The organism is Mesorhizobium sp. M2A.F.Ca.ET.046.03.2.1 (genome assembly GCF_003952425.1).
Lineage (GTDB): Bacteria > Pseudomonadota > Alphaproteobacteria > Rhizobiales > Rhizobiaceae > Mesorhizobium.
Genome location: NZ_CP034449.1, coordinates 448,017 through 471,959 on the forward strand (window position 1 = coordinate 448,017; position 23,943 = coordinate 471,959).

Below are 23,943 nucleotides of genomic sequence, written 5' to 3' on the forward strand. Positions count from 1 at the left end.
CTTGGAGAAAGCCATGCGCGCCCAGCCGACCGCATCGCACTATGTCAACGGCCGCTATATCGAGGATGAGGGCGGCACGCCGCTGCCGGTGATCTATCCGGCAACCGGCGAGACCATCGCCACCCTGCATTCGGCGACGCCGAACGTGCTGGAGCTGGCGATCGAGGCGGCCCGCTCCGCGCAGCCGGCCTGGGCGCGGCTGAAGCCCGTCGAGCGCGGCCGCATCCTGCGCCGCGCCGCCGATATTCTGCGCGCGCGCAACGCCGACCTGGCGCGCATCGAGACGCTCGACACCGGAAAGGCGATCCAGGAGACATTGGTGGCGGACGCCCCTTCCGCCGCCGACTGCCTGGAATATTTCGCCGGAGCGGTCGCCGCCTTCAACGGCGAGATGATCGATCTCGGCGGACCATTCGCCTACACGCGCCGCGAGCCGCTCGGCGTCTGCGTCGGCATCGGCGCCTGGAACTACCCGATCCAGATCGCCGGCTGGAAGTCGGCGCCGGCGCTGGCTATGGGCAATGCCATGGTGTTCAAGCCTTCGGAGAACACGCCGCTTTCGGCCCTGGCGCTGGCCGAGATCTACTCGGAGGCCGGCTTGCCCGATGGGCTGTTCAATGTCGTGCAAGGCTATGGCGATGTCGGCGCCGGCCTCGTCGGCCATGATGTGGTGGCAAAAGTTTCGGTGACCGGCTCGGTGCCGACCGGTCGCAAGGTGCTGTCGCTCGCCGGCTCCAAGATGAAGCATGCGACGATGGAGCTCGGCGGCAAGTCGCCGCTCATCGTCTTCGACGATGCCGACCTCGAGAATGCCATCGGCGGCGCCATGCTCGGCAATTTCTATTCGACCGGGCAAATCTGCTCCAACGGCACGCGCGTCTTCGTGCAGAAAGGCCTGCATGATCGCTTCGTCGAGCGGCTGGTCGAGCGCACCAAGAAGATCCGCATCGGGGATCCGCTCGATCCCGAGACGCAGATGGGCCCACTGGTCAACAAGGCGCAGCAGAGCAAGGTCGTCTCGTACATCGAAGCCGGCCAGCAGGACGGAGCGACACTCGCCTGCGGCGGCAACGTGCCGTCGCTGCAAGGTTTCGAGAGCGGTTTCTTCATCGAGCCGACCGTGTTCACCAATGTCACCGACACCATGCGCATCGCGCGCGAGGAGATTTTCGGACCGGTGATGAGCGTCTTGAAGTTCGACAGCGAGGACGAGGTGATCGAGCGCGCCAACGACACCGAGTTCGGGCTGGCGGCCGGCGTGTTCACGCGCGACCTGCCGCGTGCGCATCGGGTGATCGCCGAGCTGCAGGCCGGCACCTGCTGGATCAACGCCTACAATCTGACCCCGGTCGAAATGCCCTTCGGCGGCGTCAAGCAGTCCGGCATCGGCCGCGAGAACTCGCTGGCCGCGCTGGCGCATTATTCGCAGCTCAAGGCGGTTTATGTCGAGACGGGTGACGTGGCGGCGCCTTATTGATGTCGCGATCCGTTTCGGCAGATCATCGCGCTGTTCTCCTTGCCGCGGTTTGCCACAACCTTGCCGGAGGCAAAGGAGGCCAAGATGGCGGGTGAAACCAAGGACAACCGAGCCGTCGTGTTGCCGCTACTGCTCGGCTTCAACGGCGGCTATGTCGACACGATGGGTTTCCTGGCGCTCCAGGGGCTGTTTACCGCGCATGTCACCGGCAACTTCGTGACGCTCGGCGCCTCCCTGGCGCTCGGCACGTCAGGCGCCCTGTCGAAGCTGCTTGCGCTGCCGGTCTTTTGCGCTGTTGTCATCCTCAGCCGGCTGTTGTCGAACGCGCTGAGACACCGGGAAGCGCCGGTCTTTCGTTACCTGCTGACGATCAAGCTCGTATTGCTGATCGCAGCCGCCGTTCTGACGGTCCGGCTCGGGCCTTTCCCGGATGGCGACCATTGGGCCGCCATCGTAACGGGAATGATATTGGTTTCGGCCATGGCGGTGCAGAACGCCGCGCATCGCGTCCATCTCGCCAGCCTGCCGCCTTCGACGCTGATGACGGGCACCACGACCCAGATCATGCTTGACCTGGCCGACCTGATCTACGGCTCGTCCGCCGAGGATACTGCCGCGTCACGGTCGCGCCTCGCGCGGATGTCGGGCATGGTGGCCGTCTTCGCTCTCGGATGCGGAACGGCCGCGCTGCTCCATGTGCAGTCGGTGTCTGGTCATTCGCGGCGCCGCCGGTCGTCGCGCTGCTGGCTCTGATCGTCCGGGGGAATGCGACGCCATGACGACGATGTCTGGTCAGGCCGTGCCGGAACCGGCTCACCCCATCTGCGCCGTCCCGTCCAGATACTGCGTCAGCGCATAGACCAGATGGTAGAAGATGCTGGCCGGCACCTCGGTCGCCAGTGAGCGGCCGCGCTCGTCGATGCGATCGATCCACAGACCGAGCGGTGCCGGATCGATGTGCCAGCGGAACAGGCGGCCGACGCGCGCCTCGATCTCGGGCTTGAGGTCCGGCCCGCCCGAGCCGTCCAGCGCGATCGCCGCCTTGATCGCCTCGGCCTGCGGCCAGCCGCGCGAGACGGTATCCAGCGGCAGACCCTGGCGCGAGACCGCGCCGTAGGCGAGGCCGGTTGCGCGGTTGAGCCCGTTGGCAATGGCCGAGGCATAAAGCTTGCGGGCGAAGGCGGGAAGTTCGTTCTGGCCGCTGCGGGCGGCGAAATCGACCAGCAGGGAGGCCCATTCGAAATGATGGCCAGGCTCGGTCCAGCTCCCCTTCTCGCCCGCGGCCGGCTTCCAGCCCTCGTCGAAATACTCGCCGATGGTCCAGCTTTCGGCATCGAAGAAATGGCTGCGGAAGAGGTCGATGATGCGCGCTGCGCGGCGCAGATAGGCGCGCTCGCCCGTCGCCTTGTGCCAGGCGAGGAAGGCCTCGAGCAGATGCATGTGCGGGTTGGAGCGCCGCTCCTCCGCCCCATCCGAGGTTTCCAGGAAACCGGTCATGCGGCTGTCTTCCAAATGCGCGTCGAGGAAGGCGAACGTTTCCTCGCCGAGCCGCAACGCATCTGGATGGCCCGACATGTGGGCGTGCGCCAGCGCCAGGAGAACGCAGGAATGATCGTAGGCGTCCTCGACAGGATCGGCGACCGAGCCATCGATGTTGAGCGTGCGCACCCAGCCGCCGCGCTTCGTTCGGCCCTGACCAGCCATGAAGTCGATGCCGTGGGCGATCAGCCTTTCCGCCGGACCGTCCCAGCCACGCTCCTTGGCCACCGCGAAGGCGTAGACCTGGCGCGCCTGCGTGCGCATTCGCTTGGGTTTCATCAACGGCGCGGCGTCGAAGCCGAGCGCTTCGTGGAAGCCGCCATGGCGCTCATCGACGCCGACCGTCGACCACAGCGGCAGCGTCTCCTCGAACAGCCAGTGGCGCACGCGCCGCCGCCAGGCGCCGCTCTCGATGACACGGTCATGCGCCGGCGTGAATCTCGTCTCCAGCCGGCCGGATTTCTCCAGCTGCTCGACGATCTTCTTGACGTGCTGGCTGTGGCTGACCGGCGCGACGAAGGTTGCGTCAGCCGTCGAAACGATAGCGACATCCTTCATGCCGATCGCCGAAAGCAGGCGGCCATCGCCGCGGATATAGGAGTTTTCGCAATCGATGGCGACGACATCGCCGATGATGACGTTGCCGTGCTTGTCGGACGGGCCGACATCGAGCAGCGACTGCCACGAGCCGAGATCGTTCCAGCGGAAGCCGGCCGGGACCATGGCAATGTCCTTGGCGCGCTCCATGATGGCGTAGTCGATCGAGGTCGACGGGATGGCCGAGTAGAGTTCCAGCGCCATGTAAAGGCCCGAGAGATCGCTGGTTGCCGCCTTGTAGGCAGCTTCGGTCGCCTGCCAGATTTTCGGCTCATAGGCCGCTAAGGCGTCGCGCATGGCGCCGGCGCGGAACAGGAAGATGCCGGTGTTCCAGTAGAAATTGCCGGCGTCGAGATAGGCCTGCGCGGTGGCGAGATCCGGCTTCTCGACAAAGCGCGAGACGTCGAACACGCCCGCCCTGTCCGCCCCAACCTCGATATAGCCGTAGCCGGTCTCGGGCTGGGTTGGCTTCAGGCCGAACACCACGAGCCGCCCGGCATTTGCCGCGACCGCGCCCGCCTCGATGCTTTGCCAGAACTGAGCGGTCGTCGAGATCTCATGGTCGGACGGCACCACCAGCACCAGCTCGTCGCCATATTCGGAGAGCGTGCGCAGGCTTGCCAGCGCGACGGCGGCGGCCGTGTTGCGGCCCGTCGGCTCGAACAACGGTCCGCCGCCCTTGAGATCAACGCCGGCAAGGTCGGCATGGACGCGCTCGGCGTGACGTTCCGCGGCGATCAGGAAGATCGGCGTCTCGCCGTCCGGCCGCGCCGCCAGCCGGCGCAAGGTCCTGGCCAGCATCGAGCCATCGCCGGAAAAATCGTGGAACTGCTTGGGGTTGTCCTCGCGCGACAGCGGCCATAGCCGCGACCCGACGCCGCCACTCATGACGAAACTGACGATGCGCTGAGGCAAGATTCGGGACTCCAGGCGGCCGGAGAACTCGTTTTAGCGGCGTCATGGTTGGTCACACAAGGCTGGAACTCGCCTTTCACGAACTGCCTCAACCCGCTGCCGTCCCGACCGGCGCGACGAAAGCCGACGAAATGCGACAGAAGTGCTGCCATTGCCGCTTGCAGTATCGAAAAGCGGCGGCTATAAGCCCGCCGTCTGGTCACGGAGTGTAGCGCAGTCTGGTAGCGCACCTCGTTCGGGACGAGGGGGTCGCAGGTTCAAATCCTGCCACTCCGACCAGAAGAAACAAGCACTTGGATGCTTGCAATCCCGCGCGCCTCGTTGACTTTTTTCGTGGAACAGTGAGCCGATTGGCTTGTGCCGCCTATTGTGCTCGACAGCCGGCCCTTACTTTGACCTAATGGCGTACTGTCCTGGGTTCGTGGAGCGCGGAACCCGCAGAGCGGCTGAGAGAATGACATTCAAGCCTACAGCCATTTTGATCGCGACGCTGCTTCTGGCAGCAGGCTGCTCATCGACCACCGCGTCGATCAGCCCGGCGAAATACGACAAGATGAACTGCGCCGAGCTCAACAATGCGGTGGGCGACACCGCCACGGATATTTCGCGTACCGCAATCGCCCGCGGCAAGGTCGCCAATACCAGCGTGCCGAACTGGCTGCTCGGCGGCGAACGTGTGAAGGCAGTGGTTGCCAATCGCGAAACCGTCCGGATCGAACGGCTGCAGCAACAGCAGCAGGTGATCGTCACGGCCAGAAAGCAAAGGTGCCCCTCCGCGCAGTGAGCCGGCGCCCGGTCGGGCTCGCCCCGCCTCAAGCGCTGATGCGGAACCGTGTTGAATCGATCGCCGCGTTCATCAGCGTCTGCGTGTAGGCCTCGCGCGGGTTGTCGAAGATTTCCTGCGTCGGTCCTTCCTCGACGATCTTTCCCTGCTTCATCACGATGATGTAGTCGGCCATGGCGCGCACCACAGCGAGGTCGTGGCTGATGAAGAGGTAGGACAGCTCGTGGTCGGCTTGCAGCTTGCGCAGCAATTCCACGATCTGCTTCTGCACCGAGCGGTCGAGCGCCGAGGTCGGCTCGTCCAGCACCACCACTTTCGGCTTCAAGATCATGGCGCGGGCAATGGCGATGCGCTGGCGCTGGCCACCGGAGAATTCGTGCGGATAGCGGTTGCGGGCGTTGGGATCGAGGCCGACCTCGCGCAACGCCTCGACGGCGCGCTGGTCGCGCTGCTTGCCGGTCAGCGAAGGCTCATGCACCAGAAGGCCCTCGGTGATCACCTGGCCGACGGTCATGCGCGGCGACAACGAACCGAACGGGTCCTGGAAGACGAGCTGCAATTCGCGCCTGAGCGGCCGCATCGCCTGGCGATCGGCTCCTGAGATGTCGCGGTCGCCGAAGCGGATGACGCCGTCGCTGGGCAAGAGCCTGAGCAGCGCGCGGCCGAGCGTCGACTTGCCCGAACCGGATTCGCCGACGATGCCGATCGTCTGGTTGCGCTTCAGCCTGACCGAGATCTTGTCCACCGCGCGCAGCATCAGCGGCTCGCCGCCGAGGAAGCCGCCGCCGATCTTGAAGACGACTTCGACATTTCGGCCTTCGAGCAGCACCGGCGAATTGGCCGGCGGCGCCGCCTTGCTGCCGGTCGGCTCGGCCGCGAGCAGCATTTTGGTGTAGGCATGCTGCGGATTGGCGAAGAGCGCTTCCGCCGCGCCCTCCTCCACCACTTCGCCCTGGCGCATGACATAGACCCGGTCGGCGAAACGGCGCACGATGCCGAGGTCGTGGGTGATGAAGACGATCGCCATGCCGAGCTTGCGCTGCAGTTCGGCCAGCAGCATCAGGATCTGCGCTTGGATGGTGACGTCGAGCGCTGTCGTCGGCTCATCTGCGATCAGGATGTCGGGATCGTTGGCGAGAGCCATGGCGATCATGACGCGCTGACGCTGGCCGCCCGACATTTCGTGCGGGTAGGATTTCATGCGCCGCTCGGGATCGGGGATGTGCACCAGCCTGAGCAGCTTCAGCGCTTCTTCGCGCGCCGCCGGCCCGGAGAGCCCGCGGTGCCGGCGGATCGGCTCGATCAGCTGGTTGCCGATGGTGTAGAGCGGGTCGAGCGAGGTCATCGGCTCCTGGAAGATCATGCTGATCTTGCGGCCGCGCACCTTGTTGAGCTCGCTCTTCGACAGGGTCAGAAGGTTCTGGCCACGGTAGTCGACATGGCCGGTCGCCTCGCCATTGGAGGACAAGAGGTTCATCGCCGCCATCATCGTCTGGCTCTTGCCGGAGCCGGATTCGCCGACGACGGCGACGGTCTCGCCCGCCTTCACGTTGATACTAATGCCTTTGACCGCCTCCACCGTGCCGTCGAGGGTCTGGAAGCGGACGCGCAGGTCCTTGACGCTGAGGATCGTTTCGGTGGCCATGTCAGCGGTCCTTCGGATCAAGCGCGTCGCGCAGGCCGTCGCCGACGAAGTTCAGGGCAAACAGCGTCGAGACGAGGAAGAAAGCCGGGAACAACAGCAGCCAGTTGGCGTAGCCGATGTTCTTGGCGCCGACCGAGATCAGCACGCCCCAGCTGGTCATCGGCTCCTGCACGCCGAGGCCAAGGAAGGAAAGAAAACTTTCCAGGATGATGACCTGCGGCACAAGCAGCGTCATGTAGATGACGACCGGGCCAAGCAGGTTGGGGATGACATGGCGCAGCAGGATGCCGCGCTGACCGACGCCCATCGCTTCCGCCGCCTGGACATATTCCTGCCTTCGGATCGACAGCGCCTGGCCGCGCACGATGCGCGCCATGTCTAGCCACAGCACAGCCCCCACCGCCAGGAACATCAGCACGAAGTTGCGGCCGAAGAACACCACCAGCATGATGACGAAGAAGATGAAGGGCAGCGAATAGAGCACGTCGACGATGCGCATCATCACCTCGTCGACCCGGCCGCCGGCAAACCCGGCGGTCGCGCCGTAGATGACGCCGATGACACCGGCGACGACGCCGGCGAGCAGGCCGATGGCGAGCGAAATGCGCCCGGCCATCAGTGTTCGCGAAAGCAGGTCGCGGCCGGTGTTGTCAGTGCCGAAGTAGAAATATTGCTGCTTGATGGCCGAGCTCATCGTCACTTCGAGCCCATCGGCCGACTTGTTCTCGATCCTGGTGTCGTCGAAGGCGTCGGAACGGTCGAGATAGCGGATGTTGCGGTCGTCGATCGGCTTGGTCGAGGTGACGGTGACGATGACGCGGTTGCCGTCCTGGTGCCATTCCTTGATGTTGGCGCGCATGCGCTTGATGGCATCGGTGAGCGCACCCTGGATCATGTCGGGCTTCGGATAGGCCGACAGGCTCGGCGGCATGCGCACATAGTCGCCGTAGATGGTGGTGTATTCGTGCGGCACGACCATTGGGCCGAACACGCTGATGACGGTGATGAAAGCCAGGTAGTAGAGGCTGAACATCGCGGCGCGGTTGCGCTTCAGCCGCGCCCAGGCATTGCCCCAGAGCGAACGGCCGACGATCGGCTCGGGCACGGCGACGGCGAGATCAGTCATAGCGCACCCTCGGATCAACCACCGCGTAGAGAAGATCGACGATCAGGTTGAAGACGATGGTGAAGAGCGCGATCACCACCACGGTTCCCATGACCAGCGTGTAGTCGCGGTTGAGCGCGGCATCGACGAAATAGCGGCCGACGCCGGGAATGGAAAAGATCGTCTCGACAATGATCGAGCCGGTGAGCAGGGCCGCGGCTGCCGGGCCGGTGAAGGAGACGATCGGCAGCACGGCGCCGCGCAGCGCGTGCTTGACCACCACCGACCAGTCGGAGAGACCGAGAGCGCGGGCGGTGCGGATGTGGTGGGAGCGCAGGCTCTCGATCATCGAGCCGCGCATCAGGCGGGCGACGATGGCGATCTGCGGCAAGGCCAACGTCAGCACCGGGCCGACCTTGTTGATCAAGGCGCCGTCGCCCCAGCCGCCGATCGGCAGGAGCTTCCAGGACAGCCCGAAGACAAGCTGGATCACCGGCGCGATGACGAAGGTCGGGATGGTGCTGCCGGCAGTGGCGAGCGCAATCACCGAATAGTCGGCGATTTTGTTCTGGTTGAGCGCCGCGATCGTACCCAGGATCGAGCCCACAATCAGCGCCAGCACCAATGCCGACGTGCCGAGCTGAACGGAGATCGGCAGACCCTTGGCGAAGAGTTCGGTGACGGTGAAATCCGGCAGGTTGTAGCTCGGGCCGAAACTGCCACGCAAAAGATTGCCGAGATAGTGGAGATATTGCAGCCAGAGCGGATCGTTGAGGCCGAACTGGGCTTCGAGATTGGCCCTGATCTCGGGGCTCAGGCCCCTCTCCTGGTTGAACGGGCCGCCAGGGGCGACGCGGATCAGGAAGAACGCCACCGTCACGATGACTAACAGCGTCGGGATGGCGGTCAACAACCGCCGGAAGACATAACGCAGCATCGGCGCCCCGCTTGAGCCAGGGCGACGGCTCTCCAGACGAGATCGTGGCGCGCTGGCATCTCTGATCTTCGCACCGGGGCAGTCGAAAATCCAATCCGACTTTCGGCCCGGCACGACGACAGACCGTGTCGCCGCCCTCAAAAAGAGAGCGGCGGCACGGCCAAGGTTACTTGTCAGTCCTTGGAGATGAAGCGGGACGGATGAATGTCCATCACATTGTCATCGAAGCCATGCAGCTTCGAGGAAACGATGTCGTGATAGCTGTAGTAGAGCAGCGGGATCTGGCCGACGTCGTCGACGAGGATGCGCTCGGCCTCAGCGAGGTCCTTCATGCGCTCTTCCGGCTTGCCGCCGGCGGCTGCCGCCTTGTCCATCGCGGCTTCGTAGGCCGAGCTGTTGTAGTTCGAGTAGTTGTTGCCGCTCGCCTTGCGTGAGATGCCGAGGAAGGTCTCAGGATCCTTGTAGTCGGCGATCCAGGCGGCGCGAGCGACGTCGTAATTGCCCTTCTGCTCGAGGAAGCCGTAGTGGGTCTTGGTGTCGGTGTTGAGCAGCGTGACCTCGACGCCGAGCGGCTTCAGCTGTTCCTGGATAGCAACCGCCGTATTCTTATGGTTTTCCGAGGTGTTGTAACGGATTTCCATCTTCAGCGGATGCTCGGGCGTGTAGCCGAGCTTCTCCAGGATCTTCTTGGCCGCGTCCTCGCGGTCGATCTGCGGCATGTCGGCGTATTTGGCCAGCGACGGCGTGTAGCCCTCGATGCCCGGAGGCACCATTGAATATCCAGGCAGCATCGAGTTCTGCCAGACCTTCTCGGCCAGGAAGTCGCGATCGATCGCCATCGAGATGGCGTTGCGCAGCTCGACATTGTCCCACGGCGCCTTGTCGGTCTTGACCGCATAATAATAGGTGCCGAGATATGGCCCGACACGGACCTGGTCACCAAATTTGGCTTTGAGATCGGCGAGCTGCTCGGTCGGCAGGTCACCATAGCTGTCGAGCTCGCCAGCCTCGAAGCGCTTCATCGCCGACGAGCGATCCTCGGTCGGGATGTAGTTCACCACGTCGAGCTTGACGCTCGCTGCGTCCCAGAATTTCGGATTCTTGACCATCTTGAGATGGTCGTTGGGCACCCATTCGGCCAGCGTATAGGCGCCGTTGGAAACCAGCTTGCCGGGCTTGATCCAATCGGCGCCGAGCTTGTCAATGGAAGCCTTGTTGACCGGATAGGTCGCCTGATGGGTCAGCATCTCCAGGAAATAAGGCGTCGGCGCCTTCAGCGTGACTTCAAGCGTGTTGGCGTCGATCGCCTTCACGCCCATATCCTCGGCCTTGCCTTTCTTGGTGTTGAAGTCCTCGGCGCCCTTCACCGGATAGAGCATCGAGGCGTATTCCGCGGCGGTGGCCGGATCTTCCAGCCGATGGAACGAATAGACGAAGTCGTCCGCCGTCACCGGGGTGCCGTCCGACCAGAGGCCGTCCTTGCGCAGCTTGAAGGTGTAGACGGTGCCGTCGTCGGACACTGTCCAGCTTTCGGCGGCGCCCGGAATGAGGTTCGTCTTCTGGTCGTGCATGACGAGGCCCTGGAACAGGTCGCGTATGATATCGGCTTCGTAGGTCGTCGACGTCTTGTGTGGATCGACCGTCTCCGCCTCCGCGGCGCTGCCGCGGTTGTAGACGGTTTCGGCGAAAGCATGGGTGTAAAAGGAGCCCGTGGCCAGAGCCAAGGTGGTGGCGAACGCCGTCGCCTTCAGCATGTTTTTCAGCATGAAGTTCTCCCTGTCGGCGCAGCCCCTCAGCCGCGCCTTAAGTGTTGACGCCCCGGACCCGTTGAAACGGCCCCTTTCAGGCGTGCCGCCGGTCCCTTCCGGCTGCTGGTGGCTGGAGACTAGACAGAGCGGAATCTTATTTCAACCATTGCCTGCTTGACGCAAAGTGAACGTCATCACGCTAAAACAGCGAAAACTAACGTTATAAACCTACCTTCAACTTGGCACACCCGCCGGTTGTTCGACGCGTTTTCTGTTTTTGCAGGCGGGGTTTGGCATTCTCCGCAACATGCTGAAAAACCGAAAATTCCTTGCTTCGTGCTGTCGTTTCCGGGCGGATGCCACGGGCACATCGGCAGTCGAATTCGCCATGCTTGCGCCGGTCTTCATCCTGCTTTTGCTCGGCATGGTTGCATACGGAATCTATTTCGGCGCCAGCCATTCTGTGCAGCAGATCGCCGCCGATGCGGCGCGAACGGCGATCGCCGGCCTCAACCAGACCGAGCGGCAGGCACTGGTCACTGATTTCATCGCGCATGACGTCTCCGGCTACCCCTTCGTCGATCCTAACAAGCTGACCGTCAATGCAAAGGACAGTGTCGCCGATGGCAGCCAGTTCGTCGTCTCCGTCACCTATGATGCGCGCAACCTGCCGATCTGGAACCTGTTCAGGACGCTGCCGCTGCCGGGTACGACGATACAGCGCCAGTCGACGATTCGTGTCGGAGGCATATGATGTCCATCAAGGGGGGATTGATGGCGGCGACGAGGAGGCTCGTCGCCGACCGTAGCGCGAATTTCGCCGTGATGACGGCGCTGTGCACGCCAGTCGCGCTGGCGCTGACCGCCTTCGCGATCGACGAAGGTTCCCTTTACAACGAGCGCCGTGCCGCGCAGTCGATCGTCGATCTCGCCGCCATCACCGCGGCCTCGAACATCCCCAATGCCCAGCAGGCGGTGCTGACGACGCTCGCCGACAACGGCATCACCTCGGTCGCGGTGCAGCAACAAGGCACCAACGTGGCGCCAACCGCCACCAAGGCGGTCGTCCAGATCGTGCCGGGGCGCTACACCGGCGTCAGCACCATTGCCGCCGGCAACCGGTTCGAGGCGGGCAAGCTGCCCTACAATGCCGTGCAGGTGTCGCTGAAGAAGCAAGGCACGCTCTATTTCGCCGGCTCGATCATGGCGCCGCCCACACTCGGCACGACGGCCATCGCCAGCGCGCAGCCGCAGGCAGCTTTCTCGGTCGGCTCGCGACTCGCCAGTCTCAATGGCGGCATTCTCAACGCGCTTATCGGCAGCCTTCTCGGCGGCAACATCTCGCTCAGCGTGATGGACTACAATTCGCTGATCTCGGCCGATGTCGACGTGCTCTCCTTCGTCGACCAACTTGCCGTGCAGCTCAGGCTGACCGGCGTTTCCTATTCGGACGTGCTCGCCTCGAAGGCGACGGTCGGCCAGATCGCCACCGCCATGGCCAACGTGCCGGGGCTGGACCGTACGGCCAAGATCGCATTGCAGACCATGGCTTCCAGCGCCACCAATACTGTCAAGATTCCGCTCAGCACTCTCGTCGACCTTGGCCCGGTGGGCGGCCTGGGCCTTGGACAGAAACCCGCCGGGCTGTCGGTCGAGGCCAGCGCGCTCAGCATGTTGACGGCGGCGGCGGCTTTGGCCAACGGCACGAACCAGGTCGCGGTCAATCTCGGCGCTACCATACCGGGGCTGGCATCGACGACGCTTGCCATCGCCATCGGCGAGCCCATGCAGAACTCGCCCTGGCTCGCGGTGGGGGAATCAGGCACCGTGGTGCGCACGGCGCAGACACGCATCAAGCTCAACGCCAGCGTCACCGTCGGCAATTCCAATCTCGGCGGCGGCATCAATCTGCTTGCCGTCAACCTGCCGCTCAATGTCGAGGTCGCCTATGCCGAGGCCAAGCTGACCGATATCACCTGTCCGACCGGCCCCTCCAGCATCAAGGTCTCGATCGCCACGCAACCAGGAGTCGTCGAGGCTCATCTGGCCGACAGCAACGCCAGTGGTTTCGCGGACTTCACCAAGCCGCAATCCTTCTCCGACGCCGAGATCGCGGATGTCAGCCTCAAGCTGTTGCTGATCAACCTCAACCTGCTGCAGATCAAAGGATCGTCGGCCTTTTCAATCACCAACATGGCGCCGACCACGCTGACCTATAGTGCCACCGACATCGCCAACAAGGCGATCAAGACGGTGTCGACAAGGAACCTGACGCAGTCGCTGACGACATCGTTGATCAACAAACTGTCGTTGTCGGTCAACGCGCTGGGGCTCGGCCTCGATGTGACCGCCCTGCTCGGCGCGGTCAAGCCGGCGGTGACAACGCTGCTCAACGGCGTGACCGCGCCGGTCGACAGCCTGGTCTACAACGTGCTTGGGACACTGGGCGTGCATGTCGGCGAGGCCGATGTGCGCGTGACCGGCGCGACATGCGGCCGCTCGGTCCTCGTCCAGTAGGCCGCTATCAGCCAATCCTTCCGACAAAACTGCCCAAGGGCGGCAACGCCAGCGCGCTCTCCTCGACAACGCCGCCAAGAACGCCCGCGACATCAACGGCAAGAGCCGTTATCTCGACATCCCCGATCTCGGCCGGCAGCGCCCAGTTCGCCGGCTCCGCGGCGAAGTTGAAAACGCACAGCAATCTCTCGTCTTCCTGCTGGCGGATGAAGGCCAGCACATCGCCCTCGGCCTCGAGAAAACGGATGGAGCCGGCGATCAGTGCCGGATGACGCTTGCGCAGCGCAAGGATCGAACGGTAGGCCGCGAGCACGGAACCGCCTTCGCCATCCTGAATGTCGACCGCGCGGCCGCGATGCGCCAGCGGCACGGGCAGCCAGGGCTTGGCCGTCGAGAATCCGGCATTTTCCGCCTCCGCCTGCCAGACCATCGGCGTGCGGCAGCCGTCCCTGCCCTTCACGCCCGGCCAGAAACGGATGCCGACGGGATCGCGCAGATCCTCATAAGCCAGCTCGGCTTCCTCCAGCCCCAGTTCCTCGCCCTGATAGAGGCAGATCGAGCCGCGCAGGCATGACAGCAGCGCGATCGAGAACTTCGCCACCGCGTCCGGGCTCTCGCCGGGCCGCGTCCAGCGGCTGACATGGCGCACGACGTCATGGTTGGAGAAGGCCCAGCAGACCCAGCCGTCCGGGGCGGTCGTCTCGAACGCCTCCACGCAGCCGCGCACATGGGCGGCGGAAAATTGCGGGCTGAGCAGGTCGAAAGTGTAGCACATCTGCAATTTGTCGCCGCCGGAGACATAGGCGGCGAGCGTCTGCAGCGAACGCTCCTCGTCGCCCACCTCGCCGACCGCGGCGCGGTCCGGATATTCGTCGAGCAGCGCGCGGAAGCGTTTCAGGAAGTCGAGATTCTCGGGACGCGTCTTGTCGAAGAGATGCTCCTGGAAGGCATAGGTGCTGGTCGCACCGTTGGTGCCGGCGACGCTCGCGGCCAAAGGCGGGTTGTCGCGCAGCCAGCGGTCGTGGACATAGTAGTTGACGGTGTCCAGCCGAAAACCGTCGACGCCGCGCTCCAGCCAGAAGCGCACGGTGTCGAGCAGCGCATCCTGGACCTTCGGATTGTGAAAGTTGAAATCCGGCTGCGCGGCGAGGAAATTGTGCATGTAGTACTGCCGGCGGGTGGCGTCCCACTCCCAGGCGGGGCCGCCGAATAGCGATTGCCAATTGTTGGGCGCGCTGCCGTCCGGCTTCGCATCGGCCCAGACGTACCAGTCAGCCTTGGCATTGTCGCGGCTGGCGCGGCTTTCGACGAACCATTCATGCTTGTCGGAAGAATGCGAGATCACCTGGTCGATGATGAGCTTCAGGCCGAGCCGGTGCGCCTCGGCGATGAGCGCGTCGAAATCCTCTGGCGTGCCGAACATCGGATCGACGTCGCGATAGTCGGACACGTCATAGCCCATGTCGGCCATCGGCGACTTGAAGAAGGGCGACAACCAGACCGCGTCGGCGCCGAGAGAGGCGACATGCGCAAGCCTGGCCGTGATGCCATTGAGGTCACCGCTGCCGTTGCCGGTCGTGTCCTGGAAGGAGCGCGGATAGACCTGGTAGATGACGCAGCCGCGCCACCATTCACTCCCCCGCTCCGCATTCTCGTCAGCCATTAGAACCCTTCCTGCTGCGCGCTTTAGCGGCACGTTGCTCGATCATGAAATTGACGCTGCGTCCGGAGAGCGGTCGCGCGATGTCGTCAGGCTGCGCTTCGATTGCGGGGCGCCATTCAAAACCCTCGCGCGCAGGCAAGGAGAAGACGCATTGGCGGCGGTCGCCATTGACGAGGATCGCGAGGCGCTCGCCCTGGCTATCGCCGAGCAGCATGACGAGGCGATGTCGGCCGGCTTCGTTCCAGTCGGACTCGCCGAGCGGTACGCCGGTCTCGGTGAGCCAGGCCACGTCGGGAAATTCTCCACCATCGGCGGGCTCACCGGTTAGGAAGCGTGTGCCCGCCAGCGCAGGAAAGGCCCGGCGCAGCGCGGCAAGCGACGCTGTGTATTGCTCCAACGCCTGATCGCGGCCGGCCCAGTCGAGCCAGGTGATGGCGTTGTCCTGCGCATAGGCGTTGTTGTTGCCTAGCTGCGTGCGGCCGAACTCGTCGCCGGCCGTCAGCATGATGGTGCCGCGCGAGGCAAAGAGGGTGGCGAGCAACGCGCGCCGGTCGTTGGAGCGGGCCAGGCTGATCGCCTCGTCGTCCGTCTCGCCTTCGGTGCCGTTGTTCCAGGACAGATTGTCGTTATGGCCGTCGCGGTTCTGTTCGCCATTGGCCTCGTTGTGCTTGCGCTCATAGGCGACGATATCGGCGAGCGTCATGCCGTCATGCGCGGCGATGAAGTTGACCGTTCGGGTCGTCGGACGGCTGTCCCTGCCGAAGACGTCGGAGGAGCCGGCAAGCCGTGTCGCCAGCGCACCGATCGCGCCGGCGTCGCCGCGCCAAAAGCGCCTGACATCGTCGCGGTAACGGTCATTCCATTCCAGATAGGGCGGGCGGAAATTGCCGAGCTGGTAGCCGTTCGGGCCGATATCCCAGGGCTCGGCGATCAGCACGCGGTCGGCGAGCACGGGATCGCCGGCTATAGCCTGCAGCAGCGGCGCTTCCGGATCGAAGGCGCCATCGACGCGACCGAGCACCGGCGCCAGATCGAAGCGGAAGCCGTCGACGCCGGCGAAGCGGACGAAGTGTCGGAGCGTGTCGAGCACCATCTCGCGCACCACCGGATGATCGCAGGCTACCGTGTTGCCGGTGCCAGTGTCGTTGACCAGTTGGCCATCCGGCTGATGCCCGTAGTAAGCCAGCGCATCGAGCCCGCGCAGCGACAGCGTCGGCCCGAGCCGGTCGCTCTCCCCGGTATGGTTGAAGACGAGGTCGAGTATGGTGCCGATGCCAGCCTCGCGCAGCGCGGCGACGGTGTCGCGCAACTCCCTCAGACCACCCGGCACCAGGCGCGGGTCGAGCGCCATGAAGGTAACGGGGTTGTAGCCCCAGGCGTTGCTTAAGCCCAATGGCGGCAGGTGCCGCTCGTCGATCGACGCGGTGACCGGCATCAGCTCGACGGCCGAGACGCCGAGACGCTTCAGGTGCTCGATGATGGCGGGATGGGCGAGCGCCGCGATGGTGCCCCGCTGCGCTTCCGGGATGTCGGGATGGAGCCTGGTGAAGGAGCGGACATTCAGTTCGTAAATCAGGCCGCCGGGATTGAAGAGGGGCGGCAAAGGCGCCACCGCCTCAAGCGGCGCCACCACTATCGCCTTGGGCATCAGGGGTGCGGTGTCGGCGCCCTCGTTGCGCTTGGCGGCAAGCCGCCAATGGTATTGGTAGGGACGATCGATCTCGACGGCGTAGGGATCGGTGAGCAGCTTGTCGGGATCGGACCACAGGCCGCGTTCCGGCGCATAGTCGCCATCGGCGCGGAAGCCGTAGCGGCAGCCGCTACCAAGGCCGGAGACAAGGAGCGCGCGCACGCCCTCGCCTTCCGACTTCAACTCCAGCCGGTCGATCTCGCGCGCACCGCTGTCGTCGAAAAGCGAGACCCAGAGGCGCCGCGCCGATGAGGACCAGGCGGCAAAGCGGATGCCTTCGGCGGTGATGGTGGCGCCGAGGGTCATGTAGGCTCCCCCTTCTCCCCCTGTGGGAGAAGGTGTCGCCGAAGGCGACGGATGAGGGGTGCTCCAGCTTGGCGACGACGGCGATCCGGCCAGCACCCCTCATCCGTCTCGGCGCTACGCGCCGATCCACCTTCCCCCACAAGGGGGGAAGGAAAGGCGCGCCCCGCCACCCTCAAGTAATCACGCTCGGCTTGTTGCGGCCGGTGTGGCTCTTGATGCCGGCGATGTCGTCGGCGGCGGCGATCAAGTCGGCGAGTGCTTCCTGCGTGTCGAGGTCGTGCCTGGCCTTGTCCGGTTCGTAGCGCTCGATATAGACGCGCAGCGTCGCGCCAGAGGTGCCGGTGCCGGAGAGGCGCAGCACGACGCGCGAGCCGCCTTCGAACAATATCCGGATGCCCTGGTTCTTGCTCACCGAGCCGTCGACCGGATCGTGATAGGCAAAATCGTCGGCCTTGGCGATCTTCAAGCCGCGCACGCTCGTTCCGGGCAGCGAACCGAGCTTGGCGCGCAGCTCATCCACCAGCGCGTTGGCGCGGTCGCTCTCGACCTCCTCATAGTCGTGGCGCGAATAGTAGTTTCGGCCGTAGGTCGCCCAGTGCTCGGTGACGATCTGCTTGCAGCTCTCGCCGCGCGCGGCGAGGATGTTGAGCCATAGAAGCACCGCCCAAAGGCCGTCCTTCTCGCGCACATGGTTGGAGCCGGTGCCGGCGCTTTCCTCGCCGCAGATCGTCGCCATGCCGGCGTCGAGCAGGTTGCCGAAGAACTTCCAGCCGGTCGGTGTCTCGTAGATGCCGATGCCGAGCTTTTCGGCGACGCGGTCGGCGGCGCCGCTGGTCGGCATCGAGCGAGCGATGCCCTTCAGGCCGTCCTTGTAGCCCGGCGCCAGTTTGGCATTGGCGGCGAGCATCGCGACCGAATCCGAGGGCGTGACGAAGATGCCTTTGCCGATGATCAGGTTACGGTCGCCGTCGCCGTCTGAGGCCGCGCCGAAATCCGGCGCGTCGGGTCCCATCATCTCGTCATAGAGATGTTTTGCATGCACCAGGTTCGGATCCGGATGATGGCCGCCGAAATCGGGCAGCGGCTTGAAGTTGCGGCAGGTGCCGTCCGGCGCGCCGAGCCGGCGTTCGAGGATCTCCTTGGCATAGGGACCGGTCACCGCGTGCATGGCATCGAAACGCATGCGGAAGCCGGACTTAAAGAGCTTCCTCAGCGCCTCGAAGTCGAAGAGGCTCTCCATCAACTCGGCATAGTCCTTGACCGGGTCGATGATCTCGACGGTCATGTCGCCCGCCTTGACGGTGCCGATCGTGTCGATGTCGATCTCGCCGATATCGGCGATCTTGAAGCTCTTGATCTCCTTCGACCTGGCGAAGATCGCGTCGGTGACCTTCTCCGGCGCCGGGCCGCCATTGCCGGCATTGTATTTGATGCCGAAATCCTCGTGCGGGCCGCCGGGATTGTGGCTGGCCGACAGGATGATGCCGCCGAATGTCTTGTATTTGCGGATGACGTTGGAGGCGGCGGGCGTCGAGAGAATGCCGCCCCGGCCGACCATCACCTTGCCGAAGCCGTTGCCGGCGGCAATGGCGATGGCCTTCTGGATGACCTCGCGGTTGTAGAAGCGGCCGTCGCCGCCGATCACCAGCGTCTTGCCCTCAAAACCGTCCAGCGCGTCGAAGATCGATTGGATGAAGTTCTCGGCATAGTGCTCCTGCTGGAACACCGGCACCTTCTTGCGCAGGCCGGACGTGCCGGGCTTCTGGTCGGTATAGGGTTTGGTGGGGACGGTTTTTATCATGCCTCAGGCAGCCCTTTTCGAATGCAGCAAGCGATAGAGTTCGACGTATCTTTCGGCGCTCTTGTCCCAGGAGACATCGGCCTTCATGCCCTGGCGCTGGATCGAAGCCCAGGTCGCCGGGCGAGCATGCTGCTCGACCAGCCGCTGGATCGCATGGAGCATCGCGCCGCCATTGTTGGGCGCGAACTGGAAACCGGTGGCGACGCCAGCCGACAACGCCGCCTCGTTGGCGTCGATGATGGTGTCGGCCAAGCCGCCGGTCCTGGCGACGACCGGCACGCAGCCGTAGCGCAGGCCGTAGAGCTGGGTCAGCCCGCAGGGCTCGAAACGCGAGGGTATGATTATGGCGTCGCAGCCGCCCTGCATGACATGCGACAGCCCCTCGTCGTAACCGACGACGACGCCGACACGGCCGCGATGCCGCGCGGCGGCGGCAAGCAGCGTGCCTTCGAGGCCGGCATCGCCCGAGCCGAGAATGGCGAGGCGCGCGCCGGCGGCGACGATGCCGTCGACGACCGCCGCCAGTATGTCCATGCCCTTCTGCCAGGTCAGCCGGCTGACGACGCAGACGATCGGGCTGCCATCCGCCTTCAGGCTGAAGCGCTCCTCGACGGCCTTGCGGTTCTTGGCGCGGGCGGCAAGCGTTTCGGCCGAATAATTGGCGACCAGATGTTTGTCCGTCTGAGGGTTCCAGATGTCGACATCGATGCCGTTGACGATGCCGTAGAGGTCGGTGGCCCGCATGTTGATCAGGCCGTCGAGGCCCATGCCGAACTCCGGCGAGCGGATTTCCTGCGCATAGGTCGGGCTCACCGTTGTGATGGCCCAGGCCGCCTGCAGACCGGCCTTGAGGAAGCCAACGCCACCATAATATTCAACGCCGTCGAGCTGCATGGCCACGGCCGGCAGGCCGAGCTCGCCGAAGATTCCAGCCCCGAACTGCCCCTGGAAGGCGAGGTTGTGCACGGTGATCAGCGACGGCAGGCCGACGGCCTTGCCGTAGCGCATATAGGCAAGCGTCATCGCCGACTGCCAGTCATGGGCATGAACGATGTCCGGCTGGTAACCAGAGATCGCGCCGCCGGCAATGTCGCCGCCGACCTGGCTCAGCGCCGCGAAGCGCCGCCAATTGTCCGGCCAGTCGGCGCCGGATGCGGTGCCGTAAGGGCCGCCCTGGCGATCGAAGAGATGCGGCGCGTCCAAAACGAAGAGATCGAGGTCGCCGATCTTGACGGCATGGATCGAAGCCTTGCCGCCCTGCAGCAACGGATACTGGTACACGGGTTTCTTCTTTGCGAAGGCAGCCATCACGACAGGATAGCCGGGAACCAGCGTGCGCATCGCCACGCCCTTCCCGGCCAGCGCGATCGGCAGGGCGCCGGTCACGTCGGCAAGCCCGCCGGTCTTGATCAGCGGGAAGATTTCGGGCGTGACCGACAGAACCTGCATGCGCTCCACATTCCGATCTCAACGTGACAGGTCAAAGTGACAATCTGTTGATCAAGCCGTCAACCCGATAGGGTTGATCGGCAGGTCGACAGCTTATTGATCGACCCCTATGGGGTCGACAACTTGTTGATCATGTCCTGCGTGATCAGGCAGATGCCCTTTTCCGATACGCGAAAACGCTTGGCGTCGAGGGCCGGATCCTCGCCGACCACCAGCCCCTCGGGGATCTGCACGCCATGGTCGATGACGACGCGCTTGAGGCGCGCGTTGCGGCCGACAGTCACGTCGGGCAGCATCACCACCTCCTCCAGCTTCGAATACGAATTAATGCGCGCGCCGGTGAAGATCAGGCTGCGGCGCAGCGAGGCGCCGGAGACGATGCAGTCGCCGGACACCAGCGAGGAGATCGCCTCGCCGCGGCGGCCATCCTCGTCATGCACGAACTTTGCCGGCGGCTTCAATTCCGCATAGGTCCAGATCGGCCAGTCGCGGTCATAAAGGTCGAGCTCGGGCGTGATATCAGTCAGGTCGATATTGGCTTCCCAATAGGCATCGACGGTTCCGACGTCTCGCCAGTAGGGCTCGGACTCATGCGAGGAGCGCACGCAGGATTTGGCGAAGCGGTGGGCGATCGCCTTACCGTGCTGGACGATATAGGGGATGATGTCCTTGCCGAAGTCGCGGCTGGAGCCGGGCTCGGCGGCGTCGCGGCGCAGCTGCTCCATCAGGAACTTGGTCTTGAAAACATAGATGCCCATCGAGGCGAGCGCGAATTCCGGCTTGTCCGGAATGCCCGGCGGATCGGCAGGCTTTTCGACGAAGGCGATGATGTTGTCCTTGGCATCGACATGCATGACGCCGAAGCCGGTCGCCTCCAGGCGCGGCACTTCCAGGCAGCCGACGGTGACGTCGGCCCCGGCATCGACATGCTGGCGCAGCATAAGTTCGTAGTCCATCTTGTAGATGTGGTCGCCGGCGAGGATGACCATGTATTCCGGCCCATAGGCCTCGATGATGTCGATGTTCTGGTAGACGGCGTCGGCAGTGCCTTCATACCATTGCGTTTCCGAAACGCGCTGCGACGCCGGCAGGATGTCGAAGCTCTCGTTTCGCTCTGGACGCAGGAAGTTCCAGCCGCGCTGCAGGTGGCGGATCAGCGAATGCGCCTTGTACTGGGTGGCGACGCCGAGGCGGCGGATGCCTGAGTTCAGCGCATTGGAGAGGGCGAAATCGATGATGCGCGTCTTGCCGCCGAAATAGACGGCGGGTTTGGCGCGCCGATCGGTCAGTTCCTTGAGGCGGCTGCCGCGGCCGCCGGCCAGCACATAGGCCATGGCGTCGCGCGCCAGCGGCTGGGTTCTTTTGATCTCTGCCATTTTGTTACCCTCCCAAACAAGCTGCCCGGACCGTTGCAAGGGCAGGATGAGACATCATCTGCTTCAGTCCGTGACGAATTCCAGCATGATCGTCGACAGCGGCGGCAGCAGCATCGTCGCCGATACGCCGCCCCCTTCCCCGCTCGCCTCGATCATGCCGCCATTGCCCATGCCGGAGCCGCCATAGTCGGCGGCATCCGTATTGATGATTTCGCGCCACTTTCCCGCCTTCGGCAGCGGCACGCGATAGTTCTCGCGCGGCACCGGCGTGAAATTGGAGATGACGGCGACCGGGTTGCCGTCCGGCGCGTTGCGCAGCCAGGCGAAGACCGAATTGTCGCGGTCGTCGACGATCAGCCAGGAAAAGCCCTCCGGCTCGCAGTCGCGCGCATGCAGGGCCGGGCGCGAACGGTAGAGGTAGTTCAGGTCGCGCACGGTCTGCCAGACGCCGCGATGCGGCGCGAATTCGAGCAGGTTCCAGTCGAGCGCGCGCGCCTCGCTCCACTCGCGGCGCTGGGCGAATTCCTGGCCCATGAACAGGAGCTTCTTGCCGGGATAGCCCCACATGAAGGCGTAATAGGCGCGCAGCGTCGCAAACTTCTGCCAGTCGTCGCCGGCCATCTTGTGGAGCAGCGTGCCTTTGCCGTGCACGACCTCGTCATGCGAGAGCGGCAGCACGAAGTTTTCCGAGAACGCGTAGACCAGGCCGAAGGTGATGTCGTTGTGGTGATGCTTGCGGAAGATCGGCTCCTTGGAAAGGTACTCCAGCGTGTCATGCATGAAGCCCATATTCCACTTGAAGCCGAAGCCGAGCCCGCCCTCATGCACGGGACGCGACACTTTCGGCCATGAGGTCGATTCCTCGGCGATCGTCATCACGCCGGGGTGGTGGCCGTAGAGCTCCTTGTTCATCTTCTGCAGGAAGCTGACGGCATGCAGGTTCTCGCGCCCGCCCTTCTCATTGGGGATCCATTCGCCCGCCTTGCGCGAATAATCGAGGTAGAGCATCGAGGCGACCGCATCGACGCGCAATCCGTCGACATGGTATTTCTCGGCCCAGAACAGCGCGTTGTTGACGAGGAACGACACCACCTCGCGGCGGCCGAAATTGTAGATCGCGGTGTTCCAATCCGGGTGAAAACCCTGTCGCGGATCGGCATGCTCGTAGAGCGCGGTGCCGTCGAATTGCGCCAGCCCGTGCTCGTCGACCGGGAAATGCGCCGGCACCCAGTCAAGAATGACGCCGATGCCGGCGCGATGCGCGCCGTCGACGAAGCGGGCGAAGCCGTCGGGGTCGCCGAAACGGGCCGTCGGCGCGTAAAGGCCGGTGGTCTGGTAACCCCAGGACGGATCGTAAGGATGCTCCGAGATCGGCAGGAACTCGATATGGGTGAAGCCGGTGTCGACCACGTAAGGGATCAGCCGCGCGGCGAGCTCGTCCCAGGAGAGGAACGTTCCGTCGTCGCGGCGCTGCCAGGAGCCGGCATGGACCTCGTAGATCGAGATCGCCTCGCGCCGGGGATCGGCCTTGCGCCAGTAGCCGCGATGCGCCTCGTCGCCCCACTGATGCGCCATCGGCGGCGCCGTCACCGAGGCGGTCGCCGGGCGCAGTTCCGATTCGAAGGCGAACGGGTCGGCCTTGAGCGGCAGGCGCACGCCGTCCGGTCCGATGATCTCGAACTTGTAGGGCTGGCCCGCGGCGAGATCGGGGATGAACAATTCCCAGATGCCGGTGTCCTTGCGGTCGCGCATGGTGTGGCGGCGCCCGTCCCAGTCGTTGAAGGCGCCGACCACGGAGACGCGCCTGGCATTGGGCGCCCAGACCGCGAAATGCACGCCGGTGGCGCCCTCATGATCGATGATGTGGGCGCCGAGCTTATCAAAGAGCCTAAGATGCGAGCCTTCGGCCATGTAATAGTCGTCCATCGGTCCCAGAACCGGGCCGAAGGAATAGGGATCGGTCAACCACCAGTCGCCGCCGGCATTCCTGGCGTGATAGCGCAGCGGCTGGCGCTTGCGGATCGAGACCTTGCCCTCGAAGAAGCCGGCATCGTCGCGGCGCGAGAGCTCGCCGGCCTCCTTGCCGGTCAGCGTATAGGCGGTGACGAATTCGGCGTTGGGCACGAAGCAGCGGGCGACGAAGCCCTTGCCGGCCTCCTGCACGCCCAGAACCGCGAAAGGATCGCCATGCGTCCCGGCGACAATCGCCGCGACATCGCCGGCAGGCGCCAGTCCGTCCGGCCCGCTTGTCGCAGCGGTCGCGCGCGGCTTCCTCATCAAGCGGTCGCCCTCCCCGGGCATCTTGTTCTGGCGCATGCCTTGGTGCGGCACGCGCCGTTCTTTGTCTTGGCGCATGTCGCGATCCCAAAACCGCTACGCACTTTTGGGCGGCAT

At 64.4% G+C, this 23,943-nt stretch carries 15 protein-coding genes, 1 tRNA gene and 1 pseudogene; 6 read left to right on the top strand and 11 right to left on the bottom strand.

Features of this window, described 5'->3' with window-relative positions; translation table 11 throughout:
• Positions 1-13: 13 nt before the first annotated feature.
• Positions 14-1,477 carry a betaine-aldehyde dehydrogenase gene (betB, locus tag EJ072_RS02400; RefSeq protein ID WP_126078407.1) on the top strand — a complete coding sequence of 488 codons (1,464 nt, stop codon included), beginning with the start codon at positions 14-16 and terminating at the stop codon, positions 1,475-1,477.
• 84 nt (positions 1,478-1,561) lie between these two features.
• Positions 1,562-2,256: pseudogene (locus EJ072_RS02405) on the top strand (YoaK family protein).
• A gap of 34 nt (positions 2,257-2,290) precedes the next feature.
• Here the strand turns inward: EJ072_RS02405 and EJ072_RS02410 are convergent.
• Complete coding sequence (locus EJ072_RS02410) at positions 2,291-4,528, bottom strand: mannose-1-phosphate guanylyltransferase/mannose-6-phosphate isomerase (protein ID WP_126078408.1); 2,238 nt, start codon at positions 4,526-4,528, stop codon at positions 2,291-2,293.
• A 202-nt stretch (positions 4,529-4,730) separates the two neighbouring features.
• Between EJ072_RS02410 and EJ072_RS02415 the strand changes: the two genes are divergently transcribed.
• Positions 4,731-4,807, top strand: a tRNA-Pro gene (locus tag EJ072_RS02415).
• A 175-nt stretch (positions 4,808-4,982) separates the two neighbouring features.
• The gene (locus tag EJ072_RS02420) at positions 4,983-5,312 is read left to right on the top strand and encodes a hypothetical protein (RefSeq protein WP_126078409.1); all 330 of its coding nucleotides are present in this window, start codon (positions 4,983-4,985) and stop codon (positions 5,310-5,312) included.
• Positions 5,313-5,340: 28 nt separating this feature from the next.
• Here the strand turns inward: EJ072_RS02420 and EJ072_RS02425 are convergent, their stop codons facing one another.
• From EJ072_RS02425 to EJ072_RS02440, 4 genes are all read right to left on the bottom strand, one after another.
• Complete coding sequence (locus EJ072_RS02425) at positions 5,341-6,957, bottom strand: ABC transporter ATP-binding protein (protein WP_126078410.1); 1,617 nt, start codon at positions 6,955-6,957, stop codon at positions 5,341-5,343.
• Position 6,958: 1 nt separating this feature from the next.
• The gene (locus EJ072_RS02430; protein ID WP_126078411.1) at positions 6,959-8,083 is read right to left on the bottom strand and encodes an ABC transporter permease subunit; all 1,125 of its coding nucleotides are present in this window, start codon (positions 8,081-8,083) and stop codon (positions 6,959-6,961) included.
• Positions 8,076-8,999 (bottom strand): ABC transporter permease subunit, encoded by a 924-nt coding sequence (locus EJ072_RS02435; protein WP_126078412.1) that lies wholly within the window; start codon positions 8,997-8,999, stop codon positions 8,076-8,078. Before EJ072_RS02435 ends, EJ072_RS02430 begins: the two co-directional genes overlap by 8 nt.
• A 173-nt stretch (positions 9,000-9,172) precedes the next feature.
• A complete protein-coding gene (locus tag EJ072_RS02440; RefSeq protein WP_126078413.1) occupies positions 9,173-10,765 on the bottom strand; it encodes a peptide ABC transporter substrate-binding protein in 1,593 nt (530 codons plus the stop codon).
• A 370-nt stretch (positions 10,766-11,135) separates the two neighbouring features.
• On the opposite strand from EJ072_RS02440, the gene EJ072_RS02445 reads away from it, so the two are divergent.
• Positions 11,136-11,501, top strand: coding sequence for a TadE/TadG family type IV pilus assembly protein (locus tag EJ072_RS02445; protein ID WP_245467161.1), 366 nt, complete (start codon positions 11,136-11,138; stop codon positions 11,499-11,501).
• A 20-nt stretch (positions 11,502-11,521) separates the two neighbouring features.
• Positions 11,522-13,264, top strand: coding sequence for a pilus assembly protein TadG-related protein (locus tag EJ072_RS02450; protein WP_245467162.1), 1,743 nt, complete (start codon positions 11,522-11,524; stop codon positions 13,262-13,264).
• A gap of 7 nt (positions 13,265-13,271) precedes the next feature.
• On the opposite strand, the gene EJ072_RS02455 is transcribed toward EJ072_RS02450, so the two are convergent.
• The 6 genes from EJ072_RS02455 to glgB form a co-directional block, all read right to left on the bottom strand.
• Entirely contained in the window at positions 13,272-14,927 is a 1,656-nt protein-coding gene (locus tag EJ072_RS02455; RefSeq protein ID WP_126078416.1) for an alpha-glucosidase family protein, read from the bottom strand.
• The gene (gene glgX, locus EJ072_RS02460; RefSeq protein ID WP_126078417.1) at positions 14,920-16,923 is read right to left on the bottom strand and encodes a glycogen debranching protein GlgX; all 2,004 of its coding nucleotides are present in this window, start codon (positions 16,921-16,923) and stop codon (positions 14,920-14,922) included. The genes EJ072_RS02455 and glgX overlap by 8 nt, the downstream gene beginning before the upstream one ends.
• 172 nt (positions 16,924-17,095) lie before the next feature.
• Positions 17,096-18,724 (bottom strand): alpha-D-glucose phosphate-specific phosphoglucomutase, encoded by a 1,629-nt coding sequence (locus EJ072_RS02465; RefSeq protein ID WP_126078418.1) that lies wholly within the window; start codon positions 18,722-18,724, stop codon positions 17,096-17,098.
• Between the two features lie 3 nt (positions 18,725-18,727).
• Complete coding sequence (gene glgA / locus EJ072_RS02470; RefSeq protein WP_126078419.1) at positions 18,728-20,173, bottom strand: glycogen synthase GlgA; 1,446 nt, start codon at positions 20,171-20,173, stop codon at positions 18,728-18,730.
• 107 nt (positions 20,174-20,280) lie between these two features.
• Positions 20,281-21,549, bottom strand: a complete 1,269-nt coding sequence (gene glgC / locus EJ072_RS02475) for a glucose-1-phosphate adenylyltransferase (protein ID WP_126078420.1) — start codon at positions 21,547-21,549, stop codon at positions 20,281-20,283.
• 63 nt (positions 21,550-21,612) lie between these two features.
• A complete protein-coding gene (glgB, locus tag EJ072_RS02480; RefSeq protein WP_126083470.1) occupies positions 21,613-23,826 on the bottom strand; it encodes a 1,4-alpha-glucan branching protein GlgB in 2,214 nt (737 codons plus the stop codon).
• Positions 23,827-23,943 lie beyond the last annotated feature (117 nt).